Origin of the sequence: Methylophaga sp. OBS3, assembly GCF_026319325.1 — a bacterium.
In the GTDB taxonomy this organism is placed as follows: Bacteria; Pseudomonadota; Gammaproteobacteria; order Nitrosococcales; family Methylophagaceae; genus Methylophaga.
Window position 1 is genome coordinate 167,643 of the sequence record NZ_JAPDMU010000001.1, and the last position, 21,198, is coordinate 188,840.

22 protein-coding genes are annotated in these 21,198 nt (G+C 44.9%); 4 read left to right on the forward strand and 18 right to left on the reverse strand.

The genetic code is table 11. The annotated features are described in order from the left end of the window. Positions 1 to 31 precede the first annotated feature (31 nt). From OMP94_RS00855 to OMP94_RS00900, 10 genes are all read right to left on the reverse strand, one after another. On the reverse strand, positions 32 to 1,039 hold the full coding sequence (locus OMP94_RS00855; protein ID WP_266274949.1) for a zinc-binding alcohol dehydrogenase family protein: 1,008 nt from the start codon (positions 1,037 to 1,039) through the stop codon (positions 32 to 34). 39 nt (positions 1,040 to 1,078) lie between these two features. Then, positions 1,079 to 1,507 carry a DUF1841 family protein gene (locus OMP94_RS00860; RefSeq protein WP_266274951.1) on the reverse strand — a complete coding sequence of 143 codons (429 nt, stop codon included), beginning with the start codon at positions 1,505 to 1,507 and terminating at the stop codon, positions 1,079 to 1,081. Next, the gene (gene nth / locus OMP94_RS00865; RefSeq protein WP_266274953.1) at positions 1,507 to 2,160 is read right to left on the reverse strand and encodes an endonuclease III; all 654 of its coding nucleotides are present in this window, start codon (positions 2,158 to 2,160) and stop codon (positions 1,507 to 1,509) included. Before nth ends, OMP94_RS00860 begins: the two co-directional genes overlap by 1 nt. 2 nt (positions 2,161 to 2,162) lie before the next feature. Next, positions 2,163 to 2,846 carry an electron transport complex subunit E gene (locus OMP94_RS00870; RefSeq protein WP_266274955.1) on the reverse strand — a complete coding sequence of 228 codons (684 nt, stop codon included), beginning with the start codon at positions 2,844 to 2,846 and terminating at the stop codon, positions 2,163 to 2,165. Continuing rightward, positions 2,843 to 3,481, reverse strand: a complete 639-nt coding sequence (rsxG, locus tag OMP94_RS00875; protein WP_266274958.1) for an electron transport complex subunit RsxG — start codon at positions 3,479 to 3,481, stop codon at positions 2,843 to 2,845. Before rsxG ends, OMP94_RS00870 begins: the two co-directional genes overlap by 4 nt. Beyond that, complete coding sequence (gene rsxD / locus OMP94_RS00880; RefSeq protein WP_266274964.1) at positions 3,481 to 4,506, reverse strand: electron transport complex subunit RsxD; 1,026 nt, start codon at positions 4,504 to 4,506, stop codon at positions 3,481 to 3,483. The genes rsxG and rsxD overlap by 1 nt, the downstream gene beginning before the upstream one ends. Beyond that, positions 4,506 to 6,056, reverse strand: a complete 1,551-nt coding sequence (rsxC, locus tag OMP94_RS00885; protein ID WP_266274966.1) for an electron transport complex subunit RsxC — start codon at positions 6,054 to 6,056, stop codon at positions 4,506 to 4,508. The genes rsxD and rsxC overlap by 1 nt, the downstream gene beginning before the upstream one ends. After that, a complete protein-coding gene (rsxB, locus tag OMP94_RS00890) occupies positions 6,056 to 6,613 on the reverse strand; it encodes an electron transport complex subunit RsxB (protein ID WP_266274968.1) in 558 nt (185 codons plus the stop codon). Before rsxB ends, rsxC begins: the two co-directional genes overlap by 1 nt. A gap of 15 nt (positions 6,614 to 6,628) precedes the next feature. Continuing rightward, positions 6,629 to 7,210, reverse strand: a complete 582-nt coding sequence (gene rsxA / locus OMP94_RS00895) for an electron transport complex subunit RsxA (protein ID WP_266274970.1) — start codon at positions 7,208 to 7,210, stop codon at positions 6,629 to 6,631. 200 nt (positions 7,211 to 7,410) lie between these two features. Continuing rightward, positions 7,411 to 8,487, reverse strand: coding sequence for a 3-deoxy-7-phosphoheptulonate synthase (locus tag OMP94_RS00900; protein WP_266274972.1), 1,077 nt, complete (start codon positions 8,485 to 8,487; stop codon positions 7,411 to 7,413). Between the two features lie 218 nt (positions 8,488 to 8,705). Between OMP94_RS00900 and OMP94_RS00905 the strand changes: the two genes are divergently transcribed. Further along, a complete protein-coding gene (locus OMP94_RS00905; protein WP_266274974.1) occupies positions 8,706 to 9,386 on the forward strand; it encodes a MaoC family dehydratase in 681 nt (226 codons plus the stop codon). A 7-nt stretch (positions 9,387 to 9,393) separates the two neighbouring features. Here OMP94_RS00905 and nhaD read toward each other — a convergent pair whose 3' ends face one another. The 3 genes from nhaD to OMP94_RS00920 form a co-directional block, all read right to left on the reverse strand. Then, positions 9,394 to 10,863 (reverse strand): sodium:proton antiporter NhaD, encoded by a 1,470-nt coding sequence (gene nhaD / locus OMP94_RS00910; protein WP_416240442.1) that lies wholly within the window; start codon positions 10,861 to 10,863, stop codon positions 9,394 to 9,396. Positions 10,864 to 10,940: 77 nt separating this feature from the next. Further along, on the reverse strand, positions 10,941 to 11,414 hold the full coding sequence (locus tag OMP94_RS00915) for a low molecular weight protein-tyrosine-phosphatase (RefSeq protein ID WP_266274978.1): 474 nt from the start codon (positions 11,412 to 11,414) through the stop codon (positions 10,941 to 10,943). Positions 11,415 to 11,416: 2 nt separating this feature from the next. Further along, on the reverse strand, positions 11,417 to 12,304 hold the full coding sequence (locus OMP94_RS00920; RefSeq protein WP_266274980.1) for a fructosamine kinase family protein: 888 nt from the start codon (positions 12,302 to 12,304) through the stop codon (positions 11,417 to 11,419). Positions 12,305 to 12,390: 86 nt separating this feature from the next. Here OMP94_RS00920 and rpiA point away from each other — a divergent pair, with 86 nt between their 5' ends. Continuing rightward, complete coding sequence (gene rpiA / locus OMP94_RS00925; protein WP_266274982.1) at positions 12,391 to 13,083, forward strand: ribose-5-phosphate isomerase RpiA; 693 nt, start codon at positions 12,391 to 12,393, stop codon at positions 13,081 to 13,083. Between the two features lie 46 nt (positions 13,084 to 13,129). Here rpiA and OMP94_RS00930 read toward each other — a convergent pair whose 3' ends face one another. Then, positions 13,130 to 13,642 (reverse strand): peroxiredoxin, encoded by a 513-nt coding sequence (locus OMP94_RS00930; protein WP_266274984.1) that lies wholly within the window; start codon positions 13,640 to 13,642, stop codon positions 13,130 to 13,132. Positions 13,643 to 13,775: 133 nt separating this feature from the next. On the opposite strand from OMP94_RS00930, the gene OMP94_RS00935 reads away from it, so the two are divergent. Both OMP94_RS00935 and OMP94_RS00940 read left to right on the forward strand, forming a co-directional pair. Next, positions 13,776 to 14,780 carry a Gfo/Idh/MocA family protein gene (locus OMP94_RS00935; RefSeq protein ID WP_266274986.1) on the forward strand — a complete coding sequence of 335 codons (1,005 nt, stop codon included), beginning with the start codon at positions 13,776 to 13,778 and terminating at the stop codon, positions 14,778 to 14,780. Between the two features lie 39 nt (positions 14,781 to 14,819). Beyond that, positions 14,820 to 17,063: a diguanylate cyclase gene (locus OMP94_RS00940; RefSeq protein WP_266274988.1), complete on the forward strand. Its 2,244-nt coding sequence runs from the start codon at positions 14,820 to 14,822 to the stop codon at positions 17,061 to 17,063. A 2-nt stretch (positions 17,064 to 17,065) separates the two neighbouring features. On the opposite strand, the gene OMP94_RS00945 is transcribed toward OMP94_RS00940, so the two are convergent. From OMP94_RS00945 to OMP94_RS00960, 4 genes are read right to left on the reverse strand one after another with little or no spacing between them, the layout of a single operon-like run. Next, a complete protein-coding gene (locus tag OMP94_RS00945; RefSeq protein ID WP_266274990.1) occupies positions 17,066 to 17,785 on the reverse strand; it encodes an SIMPL domain-containing protein in 720 nt (239 codons plus the stop codon). 26 nt (positions 17,786 to 17,811) lie between these two features. Next, the gene (locus tag OMP94_RS00950; RefSeq protein ID WP_266274992.1) at positions 17,812 to 18,798 is read right to left on the reverse strand and encodes an alpha-L-glutamate ligase-like protein; all 987 of its coding nucleotides are present in this window, start codon (positions 18,796 to 18,798) and stop codon (positions 17,812 to 17,814) included. Continuing rightward, complete coding sequence (locus OMP94_RS00955; protein WP_266274994.1) at positions 18,798 to 20,306, reverse strand: inactive transglutaminase family protein; 1,509 nt, start codon at positions 20,304 to 20,306, stop codon at positions 18,798 to 18,800. Before OMP94_RS00955 ends, OMP94_RS00950 begins: the two co-directional genes overlap by 1 nt. An 18-nt stretch (positions 20,307 to 20,324) precedes the next feature. After that, a complete protein-coding gene (locus tag OMP94_RS00960) occupies positions 20,325 to 21,146 on the reverse strand; it encodes an ATP-dependent zinc protease (RefSeq protein ID WP_266274996.1) in 822 nt (273 codons plus the stop codon). Between the last annotated feature and the right edge of the window lie 52 nt (positions 21,147 to 21,198).

Consider the following 21,198-nt stretch of genomic DNA (forward strand, 5'->3'; position numbering starts at 1 on the left):
CCGTAATTATACGGCGTTCACCTTTTTGGCGCTACGCGTTATCGGTATTCGAAATTGGCCCTAAAGCAATTTTGCCGCGAGTGTGGCCTGAGGCAATTAATTGATGGGCTGCTTGCAAGTTATCGACTGTTAAAAAGTCGAATTGTTGCACCAGCGTGTGTTGTAAGGCGCCTGAATCAACGAGTTCGGCAATGCGTTGCAAAATACGTTGCTGTTGATCGATGTCATCTGTATTTAGCATTGGACGGGTAAACATAAACTCCCAAACCAAACCGGCGCTTTTATTTTTCAGCAGATTTAAATCCACTGGCTTTTCAAAGCTTACAGCAATACCAATTAATCCCTGAGGTTTAATCAATTCAGCCATCACTGGGTAGTATGTATCACTATTACCGAGGCAAACAATATAGTCAGGCTCAGGCAAATCTTTAGCACGGTAATTATCGACTAAGGTGCCGTGATGACTGACAGTATCATCGGCGCCAAGTGTTTCACACCAATCTTTGGATTCATCGCTACCCACTGTTGTGATGACTTTTAAGCCGGCAATTTTTTTTGCCAGTTGAATCATGATCGAACCTACACCACCGGCGCCACCGATGATGAGTAATGTCTTGCCATGATCTTTTTGTAGACTGATCCGCAGGCGATTAAATAATAACTCCCAAGCCGTTAAGCTCGCTAACGGCAGGCTAGCAGTTTGGTGATCATCTAATGTTTGAGGCGCATGGCCAACGATACGGCTATCAATAATTTGATGACTTGCATAACAGCCCGGTTTGCTGACATCACCAGCATAAAAGACACGATCACCAATTTTGAAATTTTTAACTAACTCACCAACGGCAACTACGGTTGCACAGGCATCCCAGCCGAGTGTTTTTGCTTGTGAATCAATCCCAGACTGCACTTTCAAATCAACGGGGTTAACGGCAACCGCGTTAATTGAGACCCATAACTCATAACCTGTTGGCTGTTGATCAGCAAGGTTAACAAGTTGTGCTGGGCCGCTTGGCTGTGAAAATTGTAATGCCTGCATGCTTGGCACTCCTGAGCAAAATTGAAAAGGGGAATGAGGTTAACGGCTGCGTTGCCGTAATGCTTCGAGATAGGCTAATTCATCAGGGGCTTGTTGGCTGCGTTGTGCTTGCCAGATACTCTCGGCGAGACACTCCATCATGGCGTGCTCTGCCGCTGATTGATTGCCATCATTGGCTTGCAAATAAGTTTGGTAGACGTCACGAATACCGTCAGGACGATTGGTGCTGACTTGCTCACGAATAGCAAGGTGCAGTCCCATATGTAGATAGGGGTTGGATTGCCCATTTTCAACAAAAAATTCTTGTTGAGAGGCCTCTGTTTGCGTAATAAATGGTTGATACTCAGGATGCTCTTGAATAACAATCGCAACTTGTTGTTCTAGACCTGATAGTGGTTGCTGCTGTTGCCACTTTTGCCAGACCAGATGATAAAACTGGCGTAATGAATCACGATCTTGGCTGAACATTAGAAAACCGGCTTGGCGCGTTTTTGCTGACGTTTAAAGTCATCACATAAGTCATTGACGATACACTCGTCGCACTTTGGTTTACGTGCCGTACAAACATAGCGGCCATGCAATATTAGCCAGTGATGGGCATCTAACAAAAATTCTTTCGGCGTATTTTTCACGAGTTTATCTTCGACTTCGCGAACATTCTTACCTTTGGCAAGGCCTGTCCGGTTTGAGAGTCTAAAGATATGGGTATCAACGGCCATAACGGGGTGCTTAAACACCGTATTGAGTACCACATTGGCTGTTTTGCGTCCGACACCGGGTAATGACTCTAAGGCTTCGCGATCTTCAGGTACTTCGCTGTGATATTGGTTAACCAATATCTGGCAGGTTTTCATGATGTTTTCAGCTTTGCTATTAAACAAGCCGATAGTTTTCACGTAACTTTTTAAGCCATCTAATCCGAGCGACAGAATTGCTTCAGGCGTATTGGCGACCGGATACAGTTTGCGTGTGGCTTTATTGACGCCGACATCGGTTGCTTGAGCAGACAAAATCACGGCAATCAGCAGTTCAAAAGGCGACTGATATTCCAACTCCGTTGTTGGAGAAGGATTTTGGGCCTGTAGTCGACTAAAGAACTGCTGCCGTTGTTGTTGATTCATGCCTAACTTGCAGCAGCGCCTGCCAAGCCTTTAGCGGTTTTTGGTTGACGCGCTTTATGGCGTGCATCAATGACATTTTTTAATGCCACAATTAAACCAAGACCAATAAAGGCGCCAGGTGGCAACAATGCCAGCAGAAAACCGCGGTAGTCTTCAAAAACGGTAATCGTCAGGCCTCGCGCAGCTTCCCCAAACATCAGGTGAGCATCACTGAATAATGTGCCACTGCCCAACAATTCGCGAAACGCACCGAGCACCACCAGTACTAATAAGAAACCTACCCCCATCATGAAACCATCAAGTAGTGATGGCAGCACACTATTACGTGCAGCAAAAGCTTCAGCACGACCAATAATGGAGCAGTTGGTCACGATAAGTGGAATAAAAATACCGAGAATCAAATACAGCTCGTGAAACCATGCATTCATCGACAGTTCAATCGCTGTAACGATAGAGGCGATGATCATGACAAACACGGGTAAGCGAGCTTCATCAGGAATGTTATTTCGTAATAACGAAATCGTGCCGTTTGACGCGACTAATGTCAGGATGGTGGCTAATCCTAAGCCCAGCCCATTAATTACATTATTGGTTACCGCCAATAATGGGCATAAACCGAGTAGCTGAACTAGCCCCGGATTATTTTTCCAGAGGCCATCCTGAATGATCTGACTGTATACACTCATGGGGTATCCTCACCTTTGGCAAACAGTTCATCACGGTTTGCTTCAAAATATTCTAAAGCGCCACGAATCGCTTTAACGACAGCTCGTGGTGTGATGGTGGCACCGGTAAATTGGTCAAATTGACCACCATCTTTTTTAACATGCCATTGGCTTTTTTCTGGCTGACCTAATGACAAGCCTGCAAATTGCAGGATCCAATCATTACGTTTGACATCAATTTTGTCGCCAAGTCCTGGTGTTTCTTTGTGATTAATAACACGAACACCAGCGATACTGCCGTCAACATAAATACCAATCAGCATACGAATACTGCCGCTGTAACCATCAGGTGCCACAGTTGTAAATACAGCAGCAACAGGCTCGTTATTCATACGAGCACGAAACACACTGCTGTCTTCTGTTGTACCTAATGCTGGCGTTGCTGGCAGGGTAATGGTGTCTTGCAGAATCTGATTATCGAACTGATCTTCAGGCACCAAAACACTAATCGCTTCTAGCAATGCTTCACGTTCATTTTCAGCAATTTGAGCGCGCGTGTTTTCTTCGGTTAATGCAACCAATGCTGTGGCACTAATTGCAAATAACGCGAGCATCAAACTGACCCGAATAACCGGGTTTTGCCAAAGTGCCTGCATTAGCGTGCTCCGTAGACTTTTGGCTGTGTGTAATAATCGATAAGTGGTACCAGCATATTCATAATAATCACGGCAAAAGCAACCGCATCAGGGTAACCACCCCAAATCCGGATGATATAAACCAACATGCCAACACCCGCACCGAAAACCAAACGGCCTTTTAGTGTGGTGGAGCCGGAAACCGGATCGGTTGCAATAAAAAACGCACCCAACATAAAACCACCACTTAACAGGTGGAAAACTGGCGAGCCAGTTAATTGCGGGGCGATTAACCAAGTCACCGTACTGATTGCTAATAAACCCGCAATCATGGCAACTGGAACATGCCAGCTAATGATCTTGCGATACATTAGCCACAAACCACCCAATGCAAACCAGATGTTGATCCACTCCCAACCAATACCTCCAAACAAACCATACATCGGTTGGCTGGCAACATAATCAGGCGAACGCATCATGCTGATTTGGGTTTTCATATTGTCTAGTGGTGTGGCGCCGGATAAAGCATCCATTCCCAGACCTTGCCATTGACCTGTAAAAATGACATTTAGCGCAGTCATAAAGCCAACAGGTTGATCAGCAAGACTATTCACGGGCAACCATGTGGTCATTTCGACTGGAAATGAAATCAGCAGAAGCACATAACCGATCATGGCGGGGTTAAACGGGTTGTAGCCCAAACCACCATATAAGTGCTTAGCAAAAATAATCGCAAAACTGATACCAATCACTGTCAACCACCATGGTGATAGAGGCGGAATGGCGATCGCAAGCAATACGGCGGTCACGACAGCACTACCATCACTCAAAAAAGGCTTAAGCGGACGTCCACGTAAACGTAGCATCAGGGCTTCGCTGGCAACTGCGGTCACAGCTGCAATCGTGATGTTAATGAGTACCGCGGTACCAAAAAAGTACACCATCACAACAATGGCTGGAATCAATGCCAGCAACACTTGCAACATATGTGAAGTGACACGGTTAGCGCCAGCCAAAAACGGCGGGCTTAGCCGAAAAATTGGCATTAGTTTTTCTCCTCGGCAGCCGTACTTTCATCCGATTTTGGTTGGACTTTATCGCCTGCTGCTTTCTCTTTTGCTTCCTTAGCTGCAGCAGCTTTTTTCGATGCTTCTAACGCGGCTTTACGCTGCGCTTGACGCTCTTCTTTTTCAAGACGCTCGCGCTCAAGTCGCTCTAAACGACTTTCATGACGTTCACGTGCTAAGTCTGATTTACGTTGCTCACGCTCTTGGTTCATGATTTCCGTTTTGGCAAAACGGAAATACGACACCAAAGGAATTTTGCTCGGGCAAACGTAATCGCAGCAGCCACATTCAATACAATCAAACAGTTTGTAATCACGCGCAGTATCAAACTCTTTTGAGCGTGAATACCAATACAACTGTTGCGGTAACAAACTTGCCGGACAAACATCTGCACAATCACCACAGCGAATACATGGCAGTGGTTCGCTGGCAGGCGCCACATCTTCAACACCGACCAAAATGCAGTTTGCCGTTTTGGTAATAGGTAATTCATCACCTGCAAGGCTATAACCCATCATTGGGCCACCCTGAATAAAGGGCTCATCAGGCTGACGACGAGTCTCACAAAATGCCAGCAGGTCACTGATTGGCGTACCAAACAGCGTTTCAAAGTTACCTGCATGTGGAACGTCCGTTCCGGTGACCGTCACAATTCGTGAAATCAGCGGTTCACCGTAATTCACAGCACGCGCCACAGCATAAGCTGTACCCGGGTTATGACAGACAATACCAATATCAATCGGTAAACCGTTACTTGGTACTTCTTTACCGGTCACCACTTGAATTAACTGCTTTTCACCACCTGTTGGGTAGCGGGTTGGCACCACCACAACATCAATATTTTTAAGTTCTGTACGCGCAGCCAAAGCCAGTTGCATTGCTGAGATTGAAGCTGGCTTATTATCCTCGATGGCAATAATCACTTCTGCGGCATTCAAGGCATGACGCATAATTTCAATACCATCAATAATGCCTTCAGCCCGCTCACGCATTAGCATTGTGTCGCAAGTGATGTAAGGCTCACATTCGGCACCATTGATGAGCAGCAAATCGACTTGATGATGCACACCCGGGTTGAGCTTAATGAAACTCGGGAAGCCTGCACCACCTAAACCAACAATACCGGCATCACGCACGATTTGACGGATTTCATGTGCTGATAAAGTTTTGTAATCGGCAACTGGTTGACGCTCAACCCACCGATCTTCACCATCAGTTTCAATAATCACACAAAGTGCAGATAAACCTGATGGGTGTGGAATAGGGCGTTCTTCAATGGCAACAATTTTGCCTGAAGTTGGCGCATGCAAACAGACTGATACGTGACCTTCAGCACGACCAATTCGCTGACCTTTTAAGACTTCATCACCGACCTCAACAACAGGCACAGCGGCTTCCCCGATGTGCTGTTGAAGCGGCAGGATCAGTTGTTTGCTAATAGGCGTTTTACGAATCGGCGTTTGCGTAGAACGTTTTTTATGACCGGGTAAATGCAAACCACCAGGGAAGTCACTAACTGGTGTCCGCATTAACCTTTACTCCGTTCTAACTTAACGTGCGATGGATCTGGCCAGCGCCATGTGTGTGGATTTGGTTGGGTTTCAACCATATCAATACAATCAACAGGGCATGGCTCAACACAAAGCTCACAACCAGTACATTCGTTGGCAATTACTGTATGCATATGTTTTGCAGCACCCAAAATCGCATCAACCGGGCAAGCCTGAATACATAAAGTACAGCCGATGCAGCGCTCTTCATCGATAACAGCCAACATTTTCGGCTTTTCAACACCGCACTCTTCATCAAGTGGTTTTGGTTCGACATCAAGCAAATCAGCTAACGCTTGAATGGTCGCTTCACCACCTGGTGGGCAGCGATTGATGTCGACTTCACCTGCGGCAATAGCTTCAGCATAAGGGCGGCAACCGGCAAAGCTACATTGTCCGCATTGCGTTTGCGGCAGGATCTTGTCGATTTGATCGACAATAGGATCGCCTTCAACTTTGAAGCGAATCGAAGCATAGCCAAGCACTAAACCCAGCACTAAGGCCAGCAATGTAATAGCAATAATTGCAGTTAACATATCTTTTGGCCGTCCTTAAACCTTAACCAGACCTGCAAAGCCCATAAATGCCATAGACATTAAGCCAGCAGTGATAAGTCCGATTGCTGCACCTTGGAAGGCAACAGGTACGTCGGCAGCTGCTAAGCGTTCACGCATCGCGGCAAAAATAATCAGTACCATTGAGAAACCAACAGCAGCACCAAAGCCATATAGCGCTGACTCTAAAAAGCCATGTTGTTCTTGGACATTTAACAGAGCCACACCTAATACCGCACAGTTAGTGGTGATCAACGGTAAAAAAATCCCTAATACTTGGTAAAGCAGCGGACTGGTTTTGTGTACAACCATTTCGGTAAATTGCACCACGACAGCAATCACAAAAATAAAGCTAATCGTCCGTAAGAACTCGATACCAAACGGTGCCAGTAAAAACTCATTGATGAGATAACTGCTGATCGAAGACAGGGTTAAGACAAATGTCGTGGCTAACGCCATACCCATCGCCGTTTCTAATTTGCGTGAAACACCCATGAACGGACACAGGCCGAGGAATTTCACCAGCACAATGTTGTTCACCAGAATGGTGCTAATTAGAATTAGGGCGTAATCGGCCATTTAATAACCTACTGATTTTCTCAGGAATTAACTTAAATTTTATCGTTAAAACTCATGTAAATACGGCCAAAAAGCCGTTTGTAAGCAGGGCATTATAACGCAGCAGAGCTAGTTTTCATAAGGCAAAATATTGATTTGCTTATTTAAAAAAGCTATTTAGACAATCAGTCAGAAGATTTTAAAACAATAAAGCCAGCAAACTAACTGGCTTTAACTGCCTTATTTTTTTCACGTCGGGCGCGAACTGCAGCAGCAAGCTCACGCAGTAATGGGGCACTGTCATCCCATGCCATGCAAGCATCAGTGATACTTTGGCCGTAGGTCAGTGGTTTGCCGGGTTCTGCATTTTGGCGGCCACCAACCAAATTACTTTCCAGCATTAAACCAATAATTCTTGAGTCGCCATTAGCTACTTGTGCAGCAACATCACGTACTACAGTTGGTTGCTGTACATGGCTTTTACCGCTATTAGCATGACTACAGTCCACCATCAATCGAACAGGTTGACCACTTTGCGAAATGACCTCAGCTGCTTCGTTAATGCTTTCAGCATCGTAATTTGGTTTTTTTCCGCCACGCAAAATGACATGGCAATCCGGGTTGCCTGTCGTCGAAAAAATCGCTGAACGGCCAGATTTTGTTACTGACATAAAGTGATGAGGTCTTGATGCTGACAAACACGCATCAACGGCAATCTGTAAGCCACCGTCTGTCGCGTTTTTGAAACCTACAGGGCATGACAAACCTGATGCGAGCTCTCGGTGAGCCTGACTTTCAGTTGTTCGTGCACCAATAGCGCCCCAAGAAACCAAATCAGCAATATACTGTGGGCTGATTAGATCAAGGTATTCAGTAGCAGCAGGGATACCCATTTCAGCCAGATCGAGTAACAATTTGCGCGCGATATGCAAACCATCGTTGATTTTGAAACTACCATCTAGGTAAGGATCATTAATCAGACCTTTCCAACCAACAACAGAACGTGGCTTTTCAAAGTAAACGCGCATGATGATATGTAAATCATCAGCCAACTCAGTCATCAAATGCTGTAAACGCGTAGCGTAATCACGTGCTGCATTTGGGTCATGAATGGAACATGGGCCAATAATGACAATCAGTCGATCGTCTTGTTGATGCAAGATTGCTTGGGTCGCACTACGGGCGTTAAAAACCGTCTCCGAAGCGGGTTCGGTCAGAGGTAATTGTTCATGTAACTGTGCTGGCGGCAATACTTCTTGAATGCCGACAATACGTAAATCATCTGTGCTGAAAAGCATAATTGATGACGCCCGAGGTCAATAACAAAGCCGTAATTGTACCTGCTAGGCCATGTTTAGGCTATGACGAGCCGGCTTCAAATTTACGGTTTTTTTGAATGACAATAAGTGACTGTGTCAATAATTTAGCTGGCACGTTAACTGCTTAACATAATTGCTAAGGACAAAGGTGTCAGAATTTATTCAATAAGCTATATTGAACCATGGAAGGAGCAGTTATGCGATTAGTTGACTCATTAAAACAAAGTCAGGAAAAGATCGAATCCATGAATGCCGAGTTTAGGCTGAAGGTGGAGGAGAAACTGCGTGATTGGCCTCAGCGTCTAAATCGCACTCTGACTGACATGCGTAATTTATCGTTGCCTTGGGGCCAATTATGGTTTTGGCATGATGAGGGCACTATTGCTGAGCATGAGCAATTAGACCCACAAGTAGCCATGGCGCAGGTTAAAGCACGTATTGAGCAACAAATGATCGATACGGTGGATATCGGTGAGTGGTTTACCATCAATCAAAAAAGTATCGACAGATTTGCTGCTGTAACAGGTGATCAGCAATGGATCCATACCGATCCACAACGTGCAGCGCAAGAGTCACCGTTCAAATCTACTGTGGCACATGGGTTTTTGACCTTGTCGCTTATTCCCATGCTGACCGACAGCGTAGATCCACATAATAATCCTTACCCAGAAGCGAAAATGATCGTTAACTCTGGCATGGAACAAGTTCGGTTTCTGGCACCGGTTAAACCGGGGATGCGAATTCGTGCTTGTAGCAAGATTATTGAAATGCGTCCCGGTCGTCGCTGGATTGAGCTGGTTCGCGAAGTCACCATTGAAATCGAAAACAGTAAACGACCAGCTTGTGTTGCCGCGCTAGTGATTCGCCTATATTTTTAAGCAAATCTTAGTTTAGCGGTACACCATTAAATAATGACGCGTTTAACCATAAATGCACCCAGATGCTGACGGCATAACCTAAAGCAATTGCCCAAATCCATTTTAAGTGGCCAAAGAACGTGTAAATACCCCGTGCTTGCCCCATGACTGCCACACCGGCAGCTGAGCCAATTGATAACAATGAGCCACCGACACCAGCCGTTAGTGTGACTAATAACCATTGACCTTGGCTCATTTCCGGCATCATTGATAACACCGCAAACATTACCGGAATATTATCGATAACCGCTGAGATAAGGCCGACCAAGATATTGGCTTGGGTTGCACCTAAATCACCATAAAGTAATTGTGAGCCAACACTGAGATAGCCGATGGTACCTAAACCGCCAACACATAAAATGATGCCGTAGAAAAACATCAAGGTATCCCATTCGGCTTGTTGTAATTGTTTAAAAATATTAAACGGTTGCTGAGATTGGGTTTCATCCTGCAAGTTAAATGGTGTTTCACCATCATTTTCACGGCGGCTAAGGTGTTTTTTGTCACGCATTTTAAGCACATAACCGTAAAGTTTTAATAATCCTAAACCAGTCATCATGCCCATGACCGGGGGTAAATGCAGATAATGGTGACCGCTGGCTGCCATTGCAATTGTCAGGATAAATAACCCGACCACGACAAATGCACCTGGCTTTAATAAGGCTTTCTCTTGAATAGGTAATGCCGCGACATTACGAATAGCTAATGACATTAACAGGGCAGGGATTAACCAGTTCACTAAAGACGGTACAAACAAAGCAAAAAACTCGGTGAAATCAAGAACGCCTTTTTGCCAAACCATTAAGGTTGTAATGTCACCAAAGGGACTGAACGCACCACCGGCATTGGCAGCAACGACGATGTTGATACAAGCAACAGCAATAAACTTATGATTACCTGCAGCAACAGTCATCACTACTGTCGCCATCAACAATGCTGTTGTTAAATTATCGGCAACAGGTGAAATGAAAAATGCCATTAAACCGGTTAGCCAAAAGACGCTACGCAGCGTATAGCCCTGATTGACCAACCAAGCACGAATACCGTCGAAAACACCACGTTCACCCATGGTATTAATAAAAGTCATCGCGGCTAGCAAAAATAAGAACAGCTCGGCGTATTCCAATAAGTTATGGCGGATCATGGTTGCCGCTGTGTGATGGAATACTGGATCAGATTGTTGTGCGTAAATGACGGCAATTAAAGCCCAAATTAAACCGGCTGCGATGATCACCGGTTTAGATTTACGCATATGGATTTCTTCTTCGAGAATGACCAAAGCATAAGCAACGAAGAAGATAGCTAATGCTGCAAAGCCAACCCAATGCTGGGTTAAATCTAAAAGCGCAATTTCAGCATCTGAAGCGAAACCAGCGATGGGTAATAACAACAAACTCCAAAAAACAGCCCATTTTGCACTCAAATGAGCCTTAATCATCGCGTTTAGTTTCATGGTTATGTTTGGCCGGTCATTAAAAATCGCTTAATCATACGCCCTGTTTGTGGAATCGCAAGCTACGAAGACATCACCTTTTGGTAAAAGCCTTCCGAGGCATCGGTCACCAAATCAAAGACGTGTTCAAAGCCTTGAGGACCGCCATAATATGGATCAGGCACATCACGCTCATTGCGTTCCGGCGCGTAATCTAAAAACAGCTGCACTTTGTGTTGATACTCAGCAGGGCAAGCACGTTGCAGAATCTGCAAATTGTCAGAATCCATCGCCAGAATGTAGTCAAATTCTTCAAAGTCGCTATTTGAAAATTTACGGGCACGGATGAACGATAAATCAATGCCGCGTTGTCTGGCTGTTTGCTGGGCACGACTGTCAGGTTGTTCGCCAACATGGTAGGCATGTGTGCCAGCTGAATCGACTTGAAAGTGATTAAAGGTGTTTTTTTGCTTTAACAAATGGACGAAAACACCCTCAGCCGTTGGTGAACGACAAATGTTGCCCATACAAACGAATAGTACTTTGATCTGACGCATGTTTATCCTTTTACTTCTGCTAGTAATTGATGAGTCATTGACTCTGCTTGGCCAAAGTAACCACCACCAAATAAGTTAACGTGATTAAGAATATGATAAAGGTTATACAAAGTCTTACGAACACGATAACCCGCATCAATATTTCTCACTGAGCGGTAACCGGCAAAAAAATCACTACCAAAACCACCAAATAATTCCGTCATCGCTAAGTCGGCCTCGGCATCACCGTAATAACAAGCAGGATCAAATATCACTGGCTGACCAGCATCATCGGCAGCAGCATTACCACTCCACAAATCACCATGTAATAAAGACGGCTGTGGGGCGTAGTCAGTGAAAAAAGCCGGCACATTCTCAATAAGCAGCTCACCATTTTTTAATAACTGACCACCAAAGCCTCGTTTGGCAGCAAGTTGGTATTGATGTCGTAAACGTTGCTCTTGCCAGAAAGTAACCCAGTCATGTTGTCGGTCATTTGGTTGTGGTGTACTTCCAATGGTGTTGTCCATCGACCAGCCAAAGTAAGGCTGACCCTTCGCATGTAAATGCGCTAACTGCTCACCTAAAGTTGCATTAGCCTTACCGCGAAGGCTGCCTAAGGGAATATATTCCAGCACTAAAAAGCTATCGCTGGCAGTGCGGCCATGGCAAATCACGGTTGGTACGCGAACCGCACTAATTACACTCATCTCCTGTAAACCGATGGCTTCGGCTGCAAACATCTCGGTTAAGTCAGGTCTATTGACCTTAACGAAAAAATCGCCAGCCGGTGTTTCTAATAAATAAGCACTATTTATACAGCCGCCGCCAATACTGCGACTACTAAATGGCTGACAATTGTCACCGGTTGCCAATTCAATTTCTGTGACGATAGCTGCTAAATCTGTCATAGGTAAACTCCGTGCTAGTTCCCGACTTTGTCATAGCAACATGATAAGCTGTGAAAATAATTTGCCAACCTGTCAGGAGTGCTTGAATGTCTACAGCAACACCGTTAAATCCCAAGCAAATGGTCGCTGCCGCGGCTGCCGAAATGGTTGAAAACGGCATGATTGTCGGCCTTGGTACCGGCTCAACTGCGAACTTATTTATTGATGCATTAGCAAATCGTTGTCGTGAGCAAGAGCTACAGCTTCGCGTTGTAGCAAGTTCGATCATTAGTCACAACCGCGCTATTCAAGCAGGACTCAGTGTAATGAGTTTGAGTCAACTGACAGGATTGGATCTGTACATTGATGGTGCAGATGAAGTTGCCCCAGATTTGAGTTTACTTAAAGGACGTGGTCAGGATTTGGTCCGTGAAAAGCTGCTTGCACATCATGCCGATCAGTTTGTGGTGTTGGTTGATGATTCCAAATTAGTAGACACAATAGGTGACAAAAATCCGATCCCTATCGAAGTGAGTCCAGAGAATGGGCAATTGGTCAGAACGGCTTTGCAACAAGCGGGTGGTAGTGGTGATTTACGCCTGAATGCTGCTGGTGATAACGTTTTTTACAGTGCGTCAGGTTCGTTGGTTTTAGACATGAAATTTACGGATATGACGACCAAATCATTAGATCAATTACTTTCCGCTTTGCCGGGTGTAGTTGAACATGGCATTTTTTATCAGTTAGCCAGTGATGTATTGATTGGCCGTGCGGATGGGGTAGAGCGCTTAACTGCGTAGCAAATTGATAACAGCAGCGCCAAGTGGCGCTGCTGAATAAACAATATTATTTTTTGAGTTCTTCTAAAATCGTTTCAGCTTTTGATTTGCCAAATTCGCCTGAGCCTTCAACACCCAGATAAGTGACTTCACCATCTTTAATGATCATGGCAAAACGGTAAGCACGAATACCCATGCCACCACCAGTCAAATCGCGGTCTAAGCCCAAAGCTTTAACATATTCAGCACTGCCATCAGCCATCATGCGTACTTTGCCAGCCGCATTTTGCTCACGACCCCATGAAGCCATAACAAAAGCATCATTAACTGATAAACACCAGATTTCGTCAGCGCCAGCTGCTTTAATGTCATCAGCTAACGCAACAAAGCCAGGTAAATGCTGTGCGCTGCATAGAGGCGTGTAAGCACCTGGAACAGCAAACAAGACAATAGTTTTACCTTTTGCCATATCCATCACATCATGCGGTTGCGGATTCATTGGGCAACCATTGTGTGGATCAAACTCAACACATTCAGTCAGCTTACCTGCAGGCAGTGTTTGTCCTACTTCAATCGCCATATTGTGCTCCTTGTCTTTTTTATAGGGCCTCCAGCATAAGCTAATACGCATTTTTTCTAAACAGTAGGTTTTGTGATAAGCAGGTTCATGGTTATGATGGCGATACTGTTTTTTCAAGGAGCTAATAATAGGCATGCAAGAATCACTAAAATGGGGTGTCCTTGGCGCCGCGCGAGTCGTCGAAAAACTGATTCCAGCCATTATCGAAGCGGATAATGCTGTGCTGGTTGCTGTTGCTAGCCGTCGTCAAGGCGCAGCAGCAGAAGCCATTGAAAAATACGCACAAAATCAGCCTGTTGAAGCACTAGACGATCCCGAATCCCTATTAGAAAGGGATGATATTGATGCGATTTATTTGCCAATGGCAAATGAGGAACATGCTGAATGGGCTTTGAAAGCCATTGCTGCAGGCAAGCATGTATTAATTGAAAAACCGATGGCGTTAACAGTAAAAGATATTGATGCGATAGCTGAAGCCGCCGATAAAGCGAATGTGACCGTGATGGAAGGTTTTATGTATCGCTTTCATCCTCAACATGAAGTGGTACGCGACATTATTGAGTCAGGCGAGATTGGTGAGGTGAGAACGGTTAACACTCACTTTGCTTTTCCAATGAAACCGGCACGTTTGTACCGTGTTAATCGCAGTATCGACAATGGTGGTGGTGCCATGTGGGATATTGGCCCATACGCTGTCCATACCGCGAGATTATGGTTTGATAAAGAACCAAAAGCAGCTTTTGCGATGGCACATTTGAACGAACACATTGCTGATTTAAGTTTGGCTGGGCAGTTTGATTTTGGTGATGGTTGTTTTGCGCAGTTTGAAATGAGCTTCCAACATGCTCGTCGCAGTACTTATGAAATTATTGGTACGCTGGGGGGCATTAAGTGTCATCAGGTTTGGCAGCCAGCAGATGAAGAGGCTGTTATTTCATGGTGGACTGAAAGTGGTAAACAAGAGCAAATCACTGTGCCAGCAGCTGATCAATTCGTCAGAGAAATTGAACACTTTTCTGATTGTGCACTGAACCGAAAACCGCCAGTACTTAGCATGCAAGATGCGCGAGGTAATTGCGCTGCCATTGAGGCTGCATTACAGTCATTACGTGAGCAGCGCTTGGTTACGATGGACTAAACTGGTAACGTCACGTTTAACCTAAATTTCGGCGAAAATATGGCACAAAAACGCAGCCCGACAGACTCCATATCTGGCATTCGCAGCAGACTTATTATGCTGGCGCTTTTGTGTCTTTTGCCGATGGCATTGTTACTTCTTAATGTTGCCAACGAAAACCGTCGAATTACTTCCCAGCAGGCAATCGATAATCTTGCTACGTATCTTAATCTCATTGATGATGATTTTGATGATACGGTTTACTCAGCTTCACAGTTGCTCGCTTCGTTAGCACTATCCCAGGAACAATGGTTAGCTCCCTCGAAACAATGTAATCAAAGATTTTTCAATCTAAACAGCCAATATAGTCAGTACAGCAATATTTATTCTGTAGCGCTAAATGGCGATATTGTTTGTAGTGCCACAAATAATGAATTGACAGCCAATTTGGCGGATAGAAAATATATTCAAGAGGCATTAGCAGGGAAGCCTTTGGCTGTTGGCGCGGCGACTTTAGGCCGACTTTCTAAGAAGGTCATCATGCCTGTTGCTGCACCGCTGACAAATAGTTTTGGTGAGGTTGTTGGCGTGATTGCAGTGAGCATTGGTTTGGATGATTTGCTGAATGAGCAACACACTCTGTTTGATATGCAAAGGAGCAGCCTTGGTAATATCACCACAACCTTATGGCAAACAGATGGTACGGTCCTCGCCCGCGTCCCTGACACCATCGCCATTACGGGAAAAGTTGCTAAAGATAGTGTGTTATTTAAAACCCTTATTGAAAACCTTGGAAGTCATAAAACATTAGAGGTGAAAGGGCTCGATGACCAAGCGCGTTGGTATGCTTTTACACAGATCGGTGATAGAGATTCAGAGCTGGTCATGAGCGCTGGTCTCCCCACAAAGGAATTGTTTGCGAATGCCGATGAGGTCTATGAACACACCATCATCGTCTTGATATCAGCAAGTATTTTGATTCTTTTAGGCTCTTGGCTACTAGCTGAGATTGCTGTAAGGAGACCAGTAAGTCGACTTGCAACATTAGCGGAGCAAGTGTCGGAAGGGAAGCGTGGCATTCGTGTCGGACGGATTTATGGTGCTGATGAGTTGGTGACCTTGGGTAAATCTTTTGATGAGATGGTGAGTTATCTCGAAAAAAATGAACGCGAACAGGAAATTACTCAAGAGGCATTACAACAGGCCAAACAGGACTTAGAAGGTAAAGTTCTGGAGCGAACATTGGCCGTTGAAACGGCCAGTCAGCAAGCCATACAACGTGCAGAATTACTTGAACAGCAACGGCTTGAAATTATCATCATGAATGAGTTGACCGACATGCTTCAGGCTTGTCATACCTTGGATGATAGTTGGCCGGTTATTGGTCGTTCATTAGAAAATCTATTTGGTCACTCTTTTGGGGCAATTTATACCTATCGTGATAGTGGCAATGCGTTAGTAACGGGTGTTCGTTGGGGCGAAACTAATAACAATCACTTTGACACCTTTAGTCCGGAAGACTGTTGGGCATTGCGACTGGGACGAGCTTGGTTTTATGAAGCTGATTCTCGGCATCCACCATGTGAACATTTAGGTGAGGGGCATAGTAGCGATTACATCTGTGTTCCAATGTTGGCAGATGGTAAAACCTTAGGTGTGCTGCATATTGAGTTGCAAGGTGATGATATGACGGAGCAGGCAACTGCCGAGCTGGCTCAAGCCGTGGCCGGTCGTTTAGCCTTGGCTTTATCCAATATCAAACTCCGACAGACACTTCGTAATTTATCAATGCGAGATGTATTGACTGGGCTTTATAACCGACGTTTTGTTGATGAGGTTTTTGAGAATGAAATTGCGCGTTGTCAACGAAATGGGAAGTCATTATCGGTGTTGATGATTGACGTTGATCACTTCAAATTCTTTAACGATACATACGGGCATGAAGCGGGTGACGTTGTATTAAAAGCGATGGGTGGTCTATTAAGACAACACTTTCGTAAAACGGATTTGCCTTGCCGATTGGGAGGGGAAGAGTTTTTAGTGATCTTGCCTGAGTGTGATAGTGATGCGGCAATGATGTTGGCTGAAGCGCTACGTCAAAAAGTCGCTAACTTAGCCTTGGTACATAAAGGCAAAAGCTTGAGTACAGTAACGGCTTCTATCGGTATTGCCAGTTGGCCAGTACCATTTGATGATGAAACCTTATTGTTTAATGCCGCAGACGCCGCTTTGTATGCGGCGAAAAATGCAGGCCGTAACCAGGTTAGGCTTGCCCAGCTTCCTGATACAGAGGCAGAAGACTAATCTTAGTCAGATAAGTAATACTCAATCGTTGAAACAACCCGAACATTTTTAATATGGGGGTTGTTGTTATCGCGAGCACTAATACTGAACTGGCCTTGTGAAGCACGTTTGATTTTGCCTAAGTGGCTATTAGAATCAGCCGCAAACTTTTCGGCGACTTCACGAGCATTTTGCGTTGCTTCCTCGATCATCTGAGGTTTGATGTCATTTAAACGGGTAAATAGATATTCACTTTGCGCTTGATAGTTATCGCCGCTTAATACCAAGCCTTGTTTACCTAATTCAGATAAATCTGATATTGCCTCACGAACAACATCAATATTGCTCGAATAAACGGTAACCGTTTGCGTTGCCGTGTAACGAAACTCTGCTCGACTATTGCCACCATATTGTTGTGCTGATTTATCAGTAATGGCTGGTGAGTTGACCGTAATTTCATCTGCTTTGATGCCCCTGTCAGATAAAAATTGGTTAATTTTCTGCGTGCCTTTATCCATTGTTTGATACAGACGATTTAAATCATTATCTGCCTCGGTGAAGAGGATAGGCCAAATCACCACATCTGCTGGATATTCGTGTTCTGATAAGCCTTTTACCGTGACGCTACGCTCAAGCTGTTTCATATCGAGCAAGGCATGACCGAGTAGCCATCCCAAAGCACTAAGCCCTAAGAATAAGCTAATACCTAAAATCCAAGCTGGTACGACACGTTGTTCTGACATATCAAGCTCCTTTGCAGGATAGTTTTTTAGCGTGCTGAGAAGTGCTCTCTCGCATAAGCCACGCGATCTGCTGGCTTCATGCGTTGTTTTTTGCCCAAGTTCTCAATGTGCTGCAGGCGAGGTAATAAGCCACGACCATTGGCAATTTGGATGGTTAAACCCGGACGTGCATTAAGCTCAAGCAACATTGGTCCTTGGAATCTATCAAGCACTATATCTGTACCTAGATAACCAAGCCCAGACATTTCGTAGCAAGAGACGGCCAAATTGAGTAGATCATCCCACTGCGGAATTTGCAGCGACATTAAGTTCACACCCGTATCAGGGTGAAGCAGAATAGGGCGGTCAAATTGCACGGCACGTAAAGCATGACCATCACCAATATCTAAGCCGACACCCACAGCACCTTGGTGCAAGTTAGCTTTACCGTTGGAGTCACGCGTCGAAAGACGCATCATGGCCATGACTGGAAAGCCTTTAAATACGATTACGCGGGTATCTGGAACACCTTCAAAACTGTAGCCACTAAAGCAATCATCAAAGTGAATCAGATCTTCTATAATGGCGACGTCTGGTTTGCCACCCAGTGAAAAAAGGCCGGCTAGAATATTCGAAACATGGCGTTCTAAGTCACCAATTGTTGCGTATTGGCCGTTGGACTTTCGGTAGCCACTTTCGTCTTGACGCGTGACCACTAAAATACCTTTACCACCTGAACCATTAGCCGGTTTGATACAGAAACCAGATTCCGGCGGCAGCACTTCAATCAGCTTATTGACACTGTGTTGCGTGCTTACAGTACCCAATAAGTCAGGCACTTTGACGCCAGCATCCAAAGCAATTTCTTTGGTTTTTAACTTGTCATCGACCAGCGGATACAAATGCCGAGGATTGTAACGGCTAATGTAAGAAATATTGCGCTGGTTCATGCCCAGCACGCCAATTTGTTTTAGCTTGCTGGGATGAACATATTTTTCTTTGACTTCTTTGAACCACTCAAGCGGGCCGGTCATTATTTTTCAGCCTCTGTCAGTGGTTTAAAACGTTTCAACTCCAGTAGTCGGTATCCAGTGTAGCTACCCGCCATTAAAGTCAGGGCCATCAAAATCAGCTGAATACCGAGGAAGTTAAAGGTCAGGTGACGAACTAAGTCATTGTTCATGACTAAGAAGGCAATAATGGCAACTGCCAACGAACCACCACCTTGCAACATAACTTCTTTAGCACCTTCTTCTTCCCACAGAATCGACATACGCTCGATAGTCCATGCCAAGATGATCATTGGGAAGAAGGTGATTTTCATACCTTCAGTTAAGCCAACTTTATAGGCAATAATCGAGAACATCGCAATCATGCCTATAACCATAATGATAACGGCGGATATTCGAGCGACTAGCAGCAAGTTGAGATGCGATAGATAGGAACGAATAATCAGACCTGAACCAACAATCAACAAAAAGCCGACCAAGCCAGTCATTAAACTGGTTTGAATAAATGCCAATGCAATCAGAACTGGCATAAAGGTACCTGAGGTTTTCAGACCGATGAAAATACGCATCAGTACAACCATAAGCACACCGACTGGAATTAACAGGATATTTTTAAACAGTGCCTGCTCTTCAATTGGTAAGTCATACAGAGAAAAGTTAAGTAACTCGCGGTCAGCAAACTTTTGATTTAATGCCACGCCAAACGGTTGCTCTTGGGCAATCATCGAGAAAGTAACACTTGAGTTACTACCACCAATCACTTCAAGTACAGGGCCAGACTGATACTGCCAAAGCATTAAGTTTTCTGGTTGGCCTTGCTTACCAGTTTTCGGGTCAAACAGGGCATATTTTTCACCATCAAAGACTTGCAGATAATCAATGAGTGATTGACGGCGGCGGCCATCTTCGAGTTCGAGTGCATGAACTTGGCGTGCTGGTACACCAGATTGTTGTAATAGTTGAACCAACCAAGCTGTTCTTGGCTTTACCTGTGATAGTAATTCAGCAGTTTGTTTTTGATTATTAAACTCAACAATCAGCTCACGTGCGAGTGTATAAGCCGATGCTGAACGTGCTGTTGCACCGTCCAGAATTTGTTGTGCTGCTGTCGCATAGGGTTCTTTTTCAAGGACCGCTTTAATCGCTGGCGGTGTTATTGGTTGTGATGGAATCGCATACGGATCGACCAACATATCAACTTTGTAATAAAGCGATTGGCTACCGCCTGCTTCACGAATAGACCACTCTACACGACGACCGTTAGCTCGCTCTTCATAAGCCAAACCATAGCCAGGGCTTGCCGTTTGTTGGCTGAGTTGAGTAAAGCCTGGTTGTGTGCCTGGAATGGCGAGTGAAGCAATCACTTCTTCACCATCAGCAACAAAGTCAACTTTGGCTTCTATTGACCAAGTTTGCCGGGTTTCCCCGGGTAACCAAGGTATATCCAACGCCATATGGCGGTGTAATGTCAGACCAATGCCGGCAATAAATAAGATACCGACCAAAACATAAAACGGCGTACGTGAAGCCATACTTTTCCTTAACGATTATTAATTATTTTCGTCTGCGTCAGGAGCTGATGAAGGACGATCTTCGAGTGGTTCTGGTTTTGGCTGATGGTAGCTTTTTGCCACATCAATCAAAGCGATATCACGCAAGAACTCACGACCTAATAAAATCGGGTAGGTCATTGATGACCGATCGGTCAGCGTAAATTCTGCGGTATCCGTAAAGGTACCAATTTTAACGGTCATCTCGACGACAGGACGGCGATCAAGCTCTTGGCTTGAAGCCTGACGAATGCGTGCATAACGAACTAAAGGCGCTTCAACTTCATAGCTATCATCGACATCATCATCTGGCACCATGTTAAAGCGAACCCACTTTTTACCATCACGCTCAAATTCAACAATGTGGTGAGCTGACAAGGAAGAGGTTGTGGCACCTGAGTCAACACGGGCACGGAAAACACGGTTAACAGCCTCTAACCAGATCCACTCAGTGCGACCTAAAATGATTTTGTTATCAAAAGTCGCCGGGGTAACGGCTGGGCATTTTTGTGATGCTTGGGGAGAGGGTAAAACTACAGGGGCAGGTTGCTCGTCTAATTTGTCAATAATCGTGACTAAATGTCTTGACGTGGCGGCTTGTGAGGTTTGAATTTCATTAAGACTTGCTTGATGTTTTTTCTGAATATCATTAACACCAGCGCAGTACTCACGCCATGTTTCTTGGATGCGGTTTTCTGATTCTAGTAAAGCGGTTTGCAATTTAGCGGGAGTGACCACAGGTTGTTGTGGTTCGGCTCGAATACAACCGCTGAGTACGACAGATGCGAGGACCAAAACAAGCGGGGTTTTAAACTTAACCATGGTATTCCTATGTATTGTCGGTTAACGCTAGCTAATGTCAGATAGCAAATGG

Coding starts and splice junctions, on each gene's coding strand:
- OMP94_RS00960 (WP_266274996.1), bottom strand. CDS start 21,146: ATGGTTAAGTTTAAAACCCCGCTTGTTTTGGTCCTCGCATCTGTCGTA.
- rpiA (WP_266274982.1), top strand. CDS start 12,391: ATGTCTACAGCAACACCGTTAAATCCCAAGCAAATGGTCGCTGCCGCG.
- rsxG (WP_266274958.1), bottom strand. CDS start 3,481: ATGCAGGCACTTTGGCAAAACCCGGTTATTCGGGTCAGTTTGATGCTC.
- OMP94_RS00920 (WP_266274980.1), bottom strand. CDS start 12,304: ATGACAGATTTAGCAGCTATCGTCACAGAAATTGAATTGGCAACCGGT.
- OMP94_RS00855 (WP_266274949.1), bottom strand. CDS start 1,039: ATGCAGGCATTACAATTTTCACAGCCAAGCGGCCCAGCACAACTTGTT.
- OMP94_RS00930 (WP_266274984.1), bottom strand. CDS start 13,642: ATGGCGATTGAAGTAGGACAAACACTGCCTGCAGGTAAGCTGACTGAA.
- nth (WP_266274953.1), bottom strand. CDS start 2,160: ATGAATCAACAACAACGGCAGCAGTTCTTTAGTCGACTACAGGCCCAA.
- OMP94_RS00860 (WP_266274951.1), bottom strand. CDS start 1,507: ATGTTCAGCCAAGATCGTGATTCATTACGCCAGTTTTATCATCTGGTC.
- OMP94_RS00905 (WP_266274974.1), top strand. CDS start 8,706: ATGCGATTAGTTGACTCATTAAAACAAAGTCAGGAAAAGATCGAATCC.
- OMP94_RS00900 (WP_266274972.1), bottom strand. CDS start 8,487: ATGCTTTTCAGCACAGATGATTTACGTATTGTCGGCATTCAAGAAGTA.
- OMP94_RS00945 (WP_266274990.1), bottom strand. CDS start 17,785: ATGTCAGAACAACGTGTCGTACCAGCTTGGATTTTAGGTATTAGCTTA.
- rsxA (WP_266274970.1), bottom strand. CDS start 7,210: ATGGCCGATTACGCCCTAATTCTAATTAGCACCATTCTGGTGAACAAC.
- OMP94_RS00940 (WP_266274988.1), top strand. CDS start 14,820: ATGGCACAAAAACGCAGCCCGACAGACTCCATATCTGGCATTCGCAGC.
- OMP94_RS00915 (WP_266274978.1), bottom strand. CDS start 11,414: ATGCGTCAGATCAAAGTACTATTCGTTTGTATGGGCAACATTTGTCGT.
- OMP94_RS00935 (WP_266274986.1), top strand. CDS start 13,776: ATGCAAGAATCACTAAAATGGGGTGTCCTTGGCGCCGCGCGAGTCGTC.
- rsxC (WP_266274966.1), bottom strand. CDS start 6,056: ATGCGGACACCAGTTAGTGACTTCCCTGGTGGTTTGCATTTACCCGGT.
- OMP94_RS00950 (WP_266274992.1), bottom strand. CDS start 18,798: ATGACCGGCCCGCTTGAGTGGTTCAAAGAAGTCAAAGAAAAATATGTT.
- rsxD (WP_266274964.1), bottom strand. CDS start 4,506: ATGCCAATTTTTCGGCTAAGCCCGCCGTTTTTGGCTGGCGCTAACCGT.
- OMP94_RS00955 (WP_266274994.1), bottom strand. CDS start 20,306: ATGGCTTCACGTACGCCGTTTTATGTTTTGGTCGGTATCTTATTTATT.
- nhaD (WP_416240442.1), bottom strand. CDS start 10,863: ATGATTAAGGCTCATTTGAGTGCAAAATGGGCTGTTTTTTGGAGTTTG.
- OMP94_RS00870 (WP_266274955.1), bottom strand. CDS start 2,846: ATGAGTGTATACAGTCAGATCATTCAGGATGGCCTCTGGAAAAATAAT.
- rsxB (WP_266274968.1), bottom strand. CDS start 6,613: ATGTTAACTGCAATTATTGCTATTACATTGCTGGCCTTAGTGCTGGGT.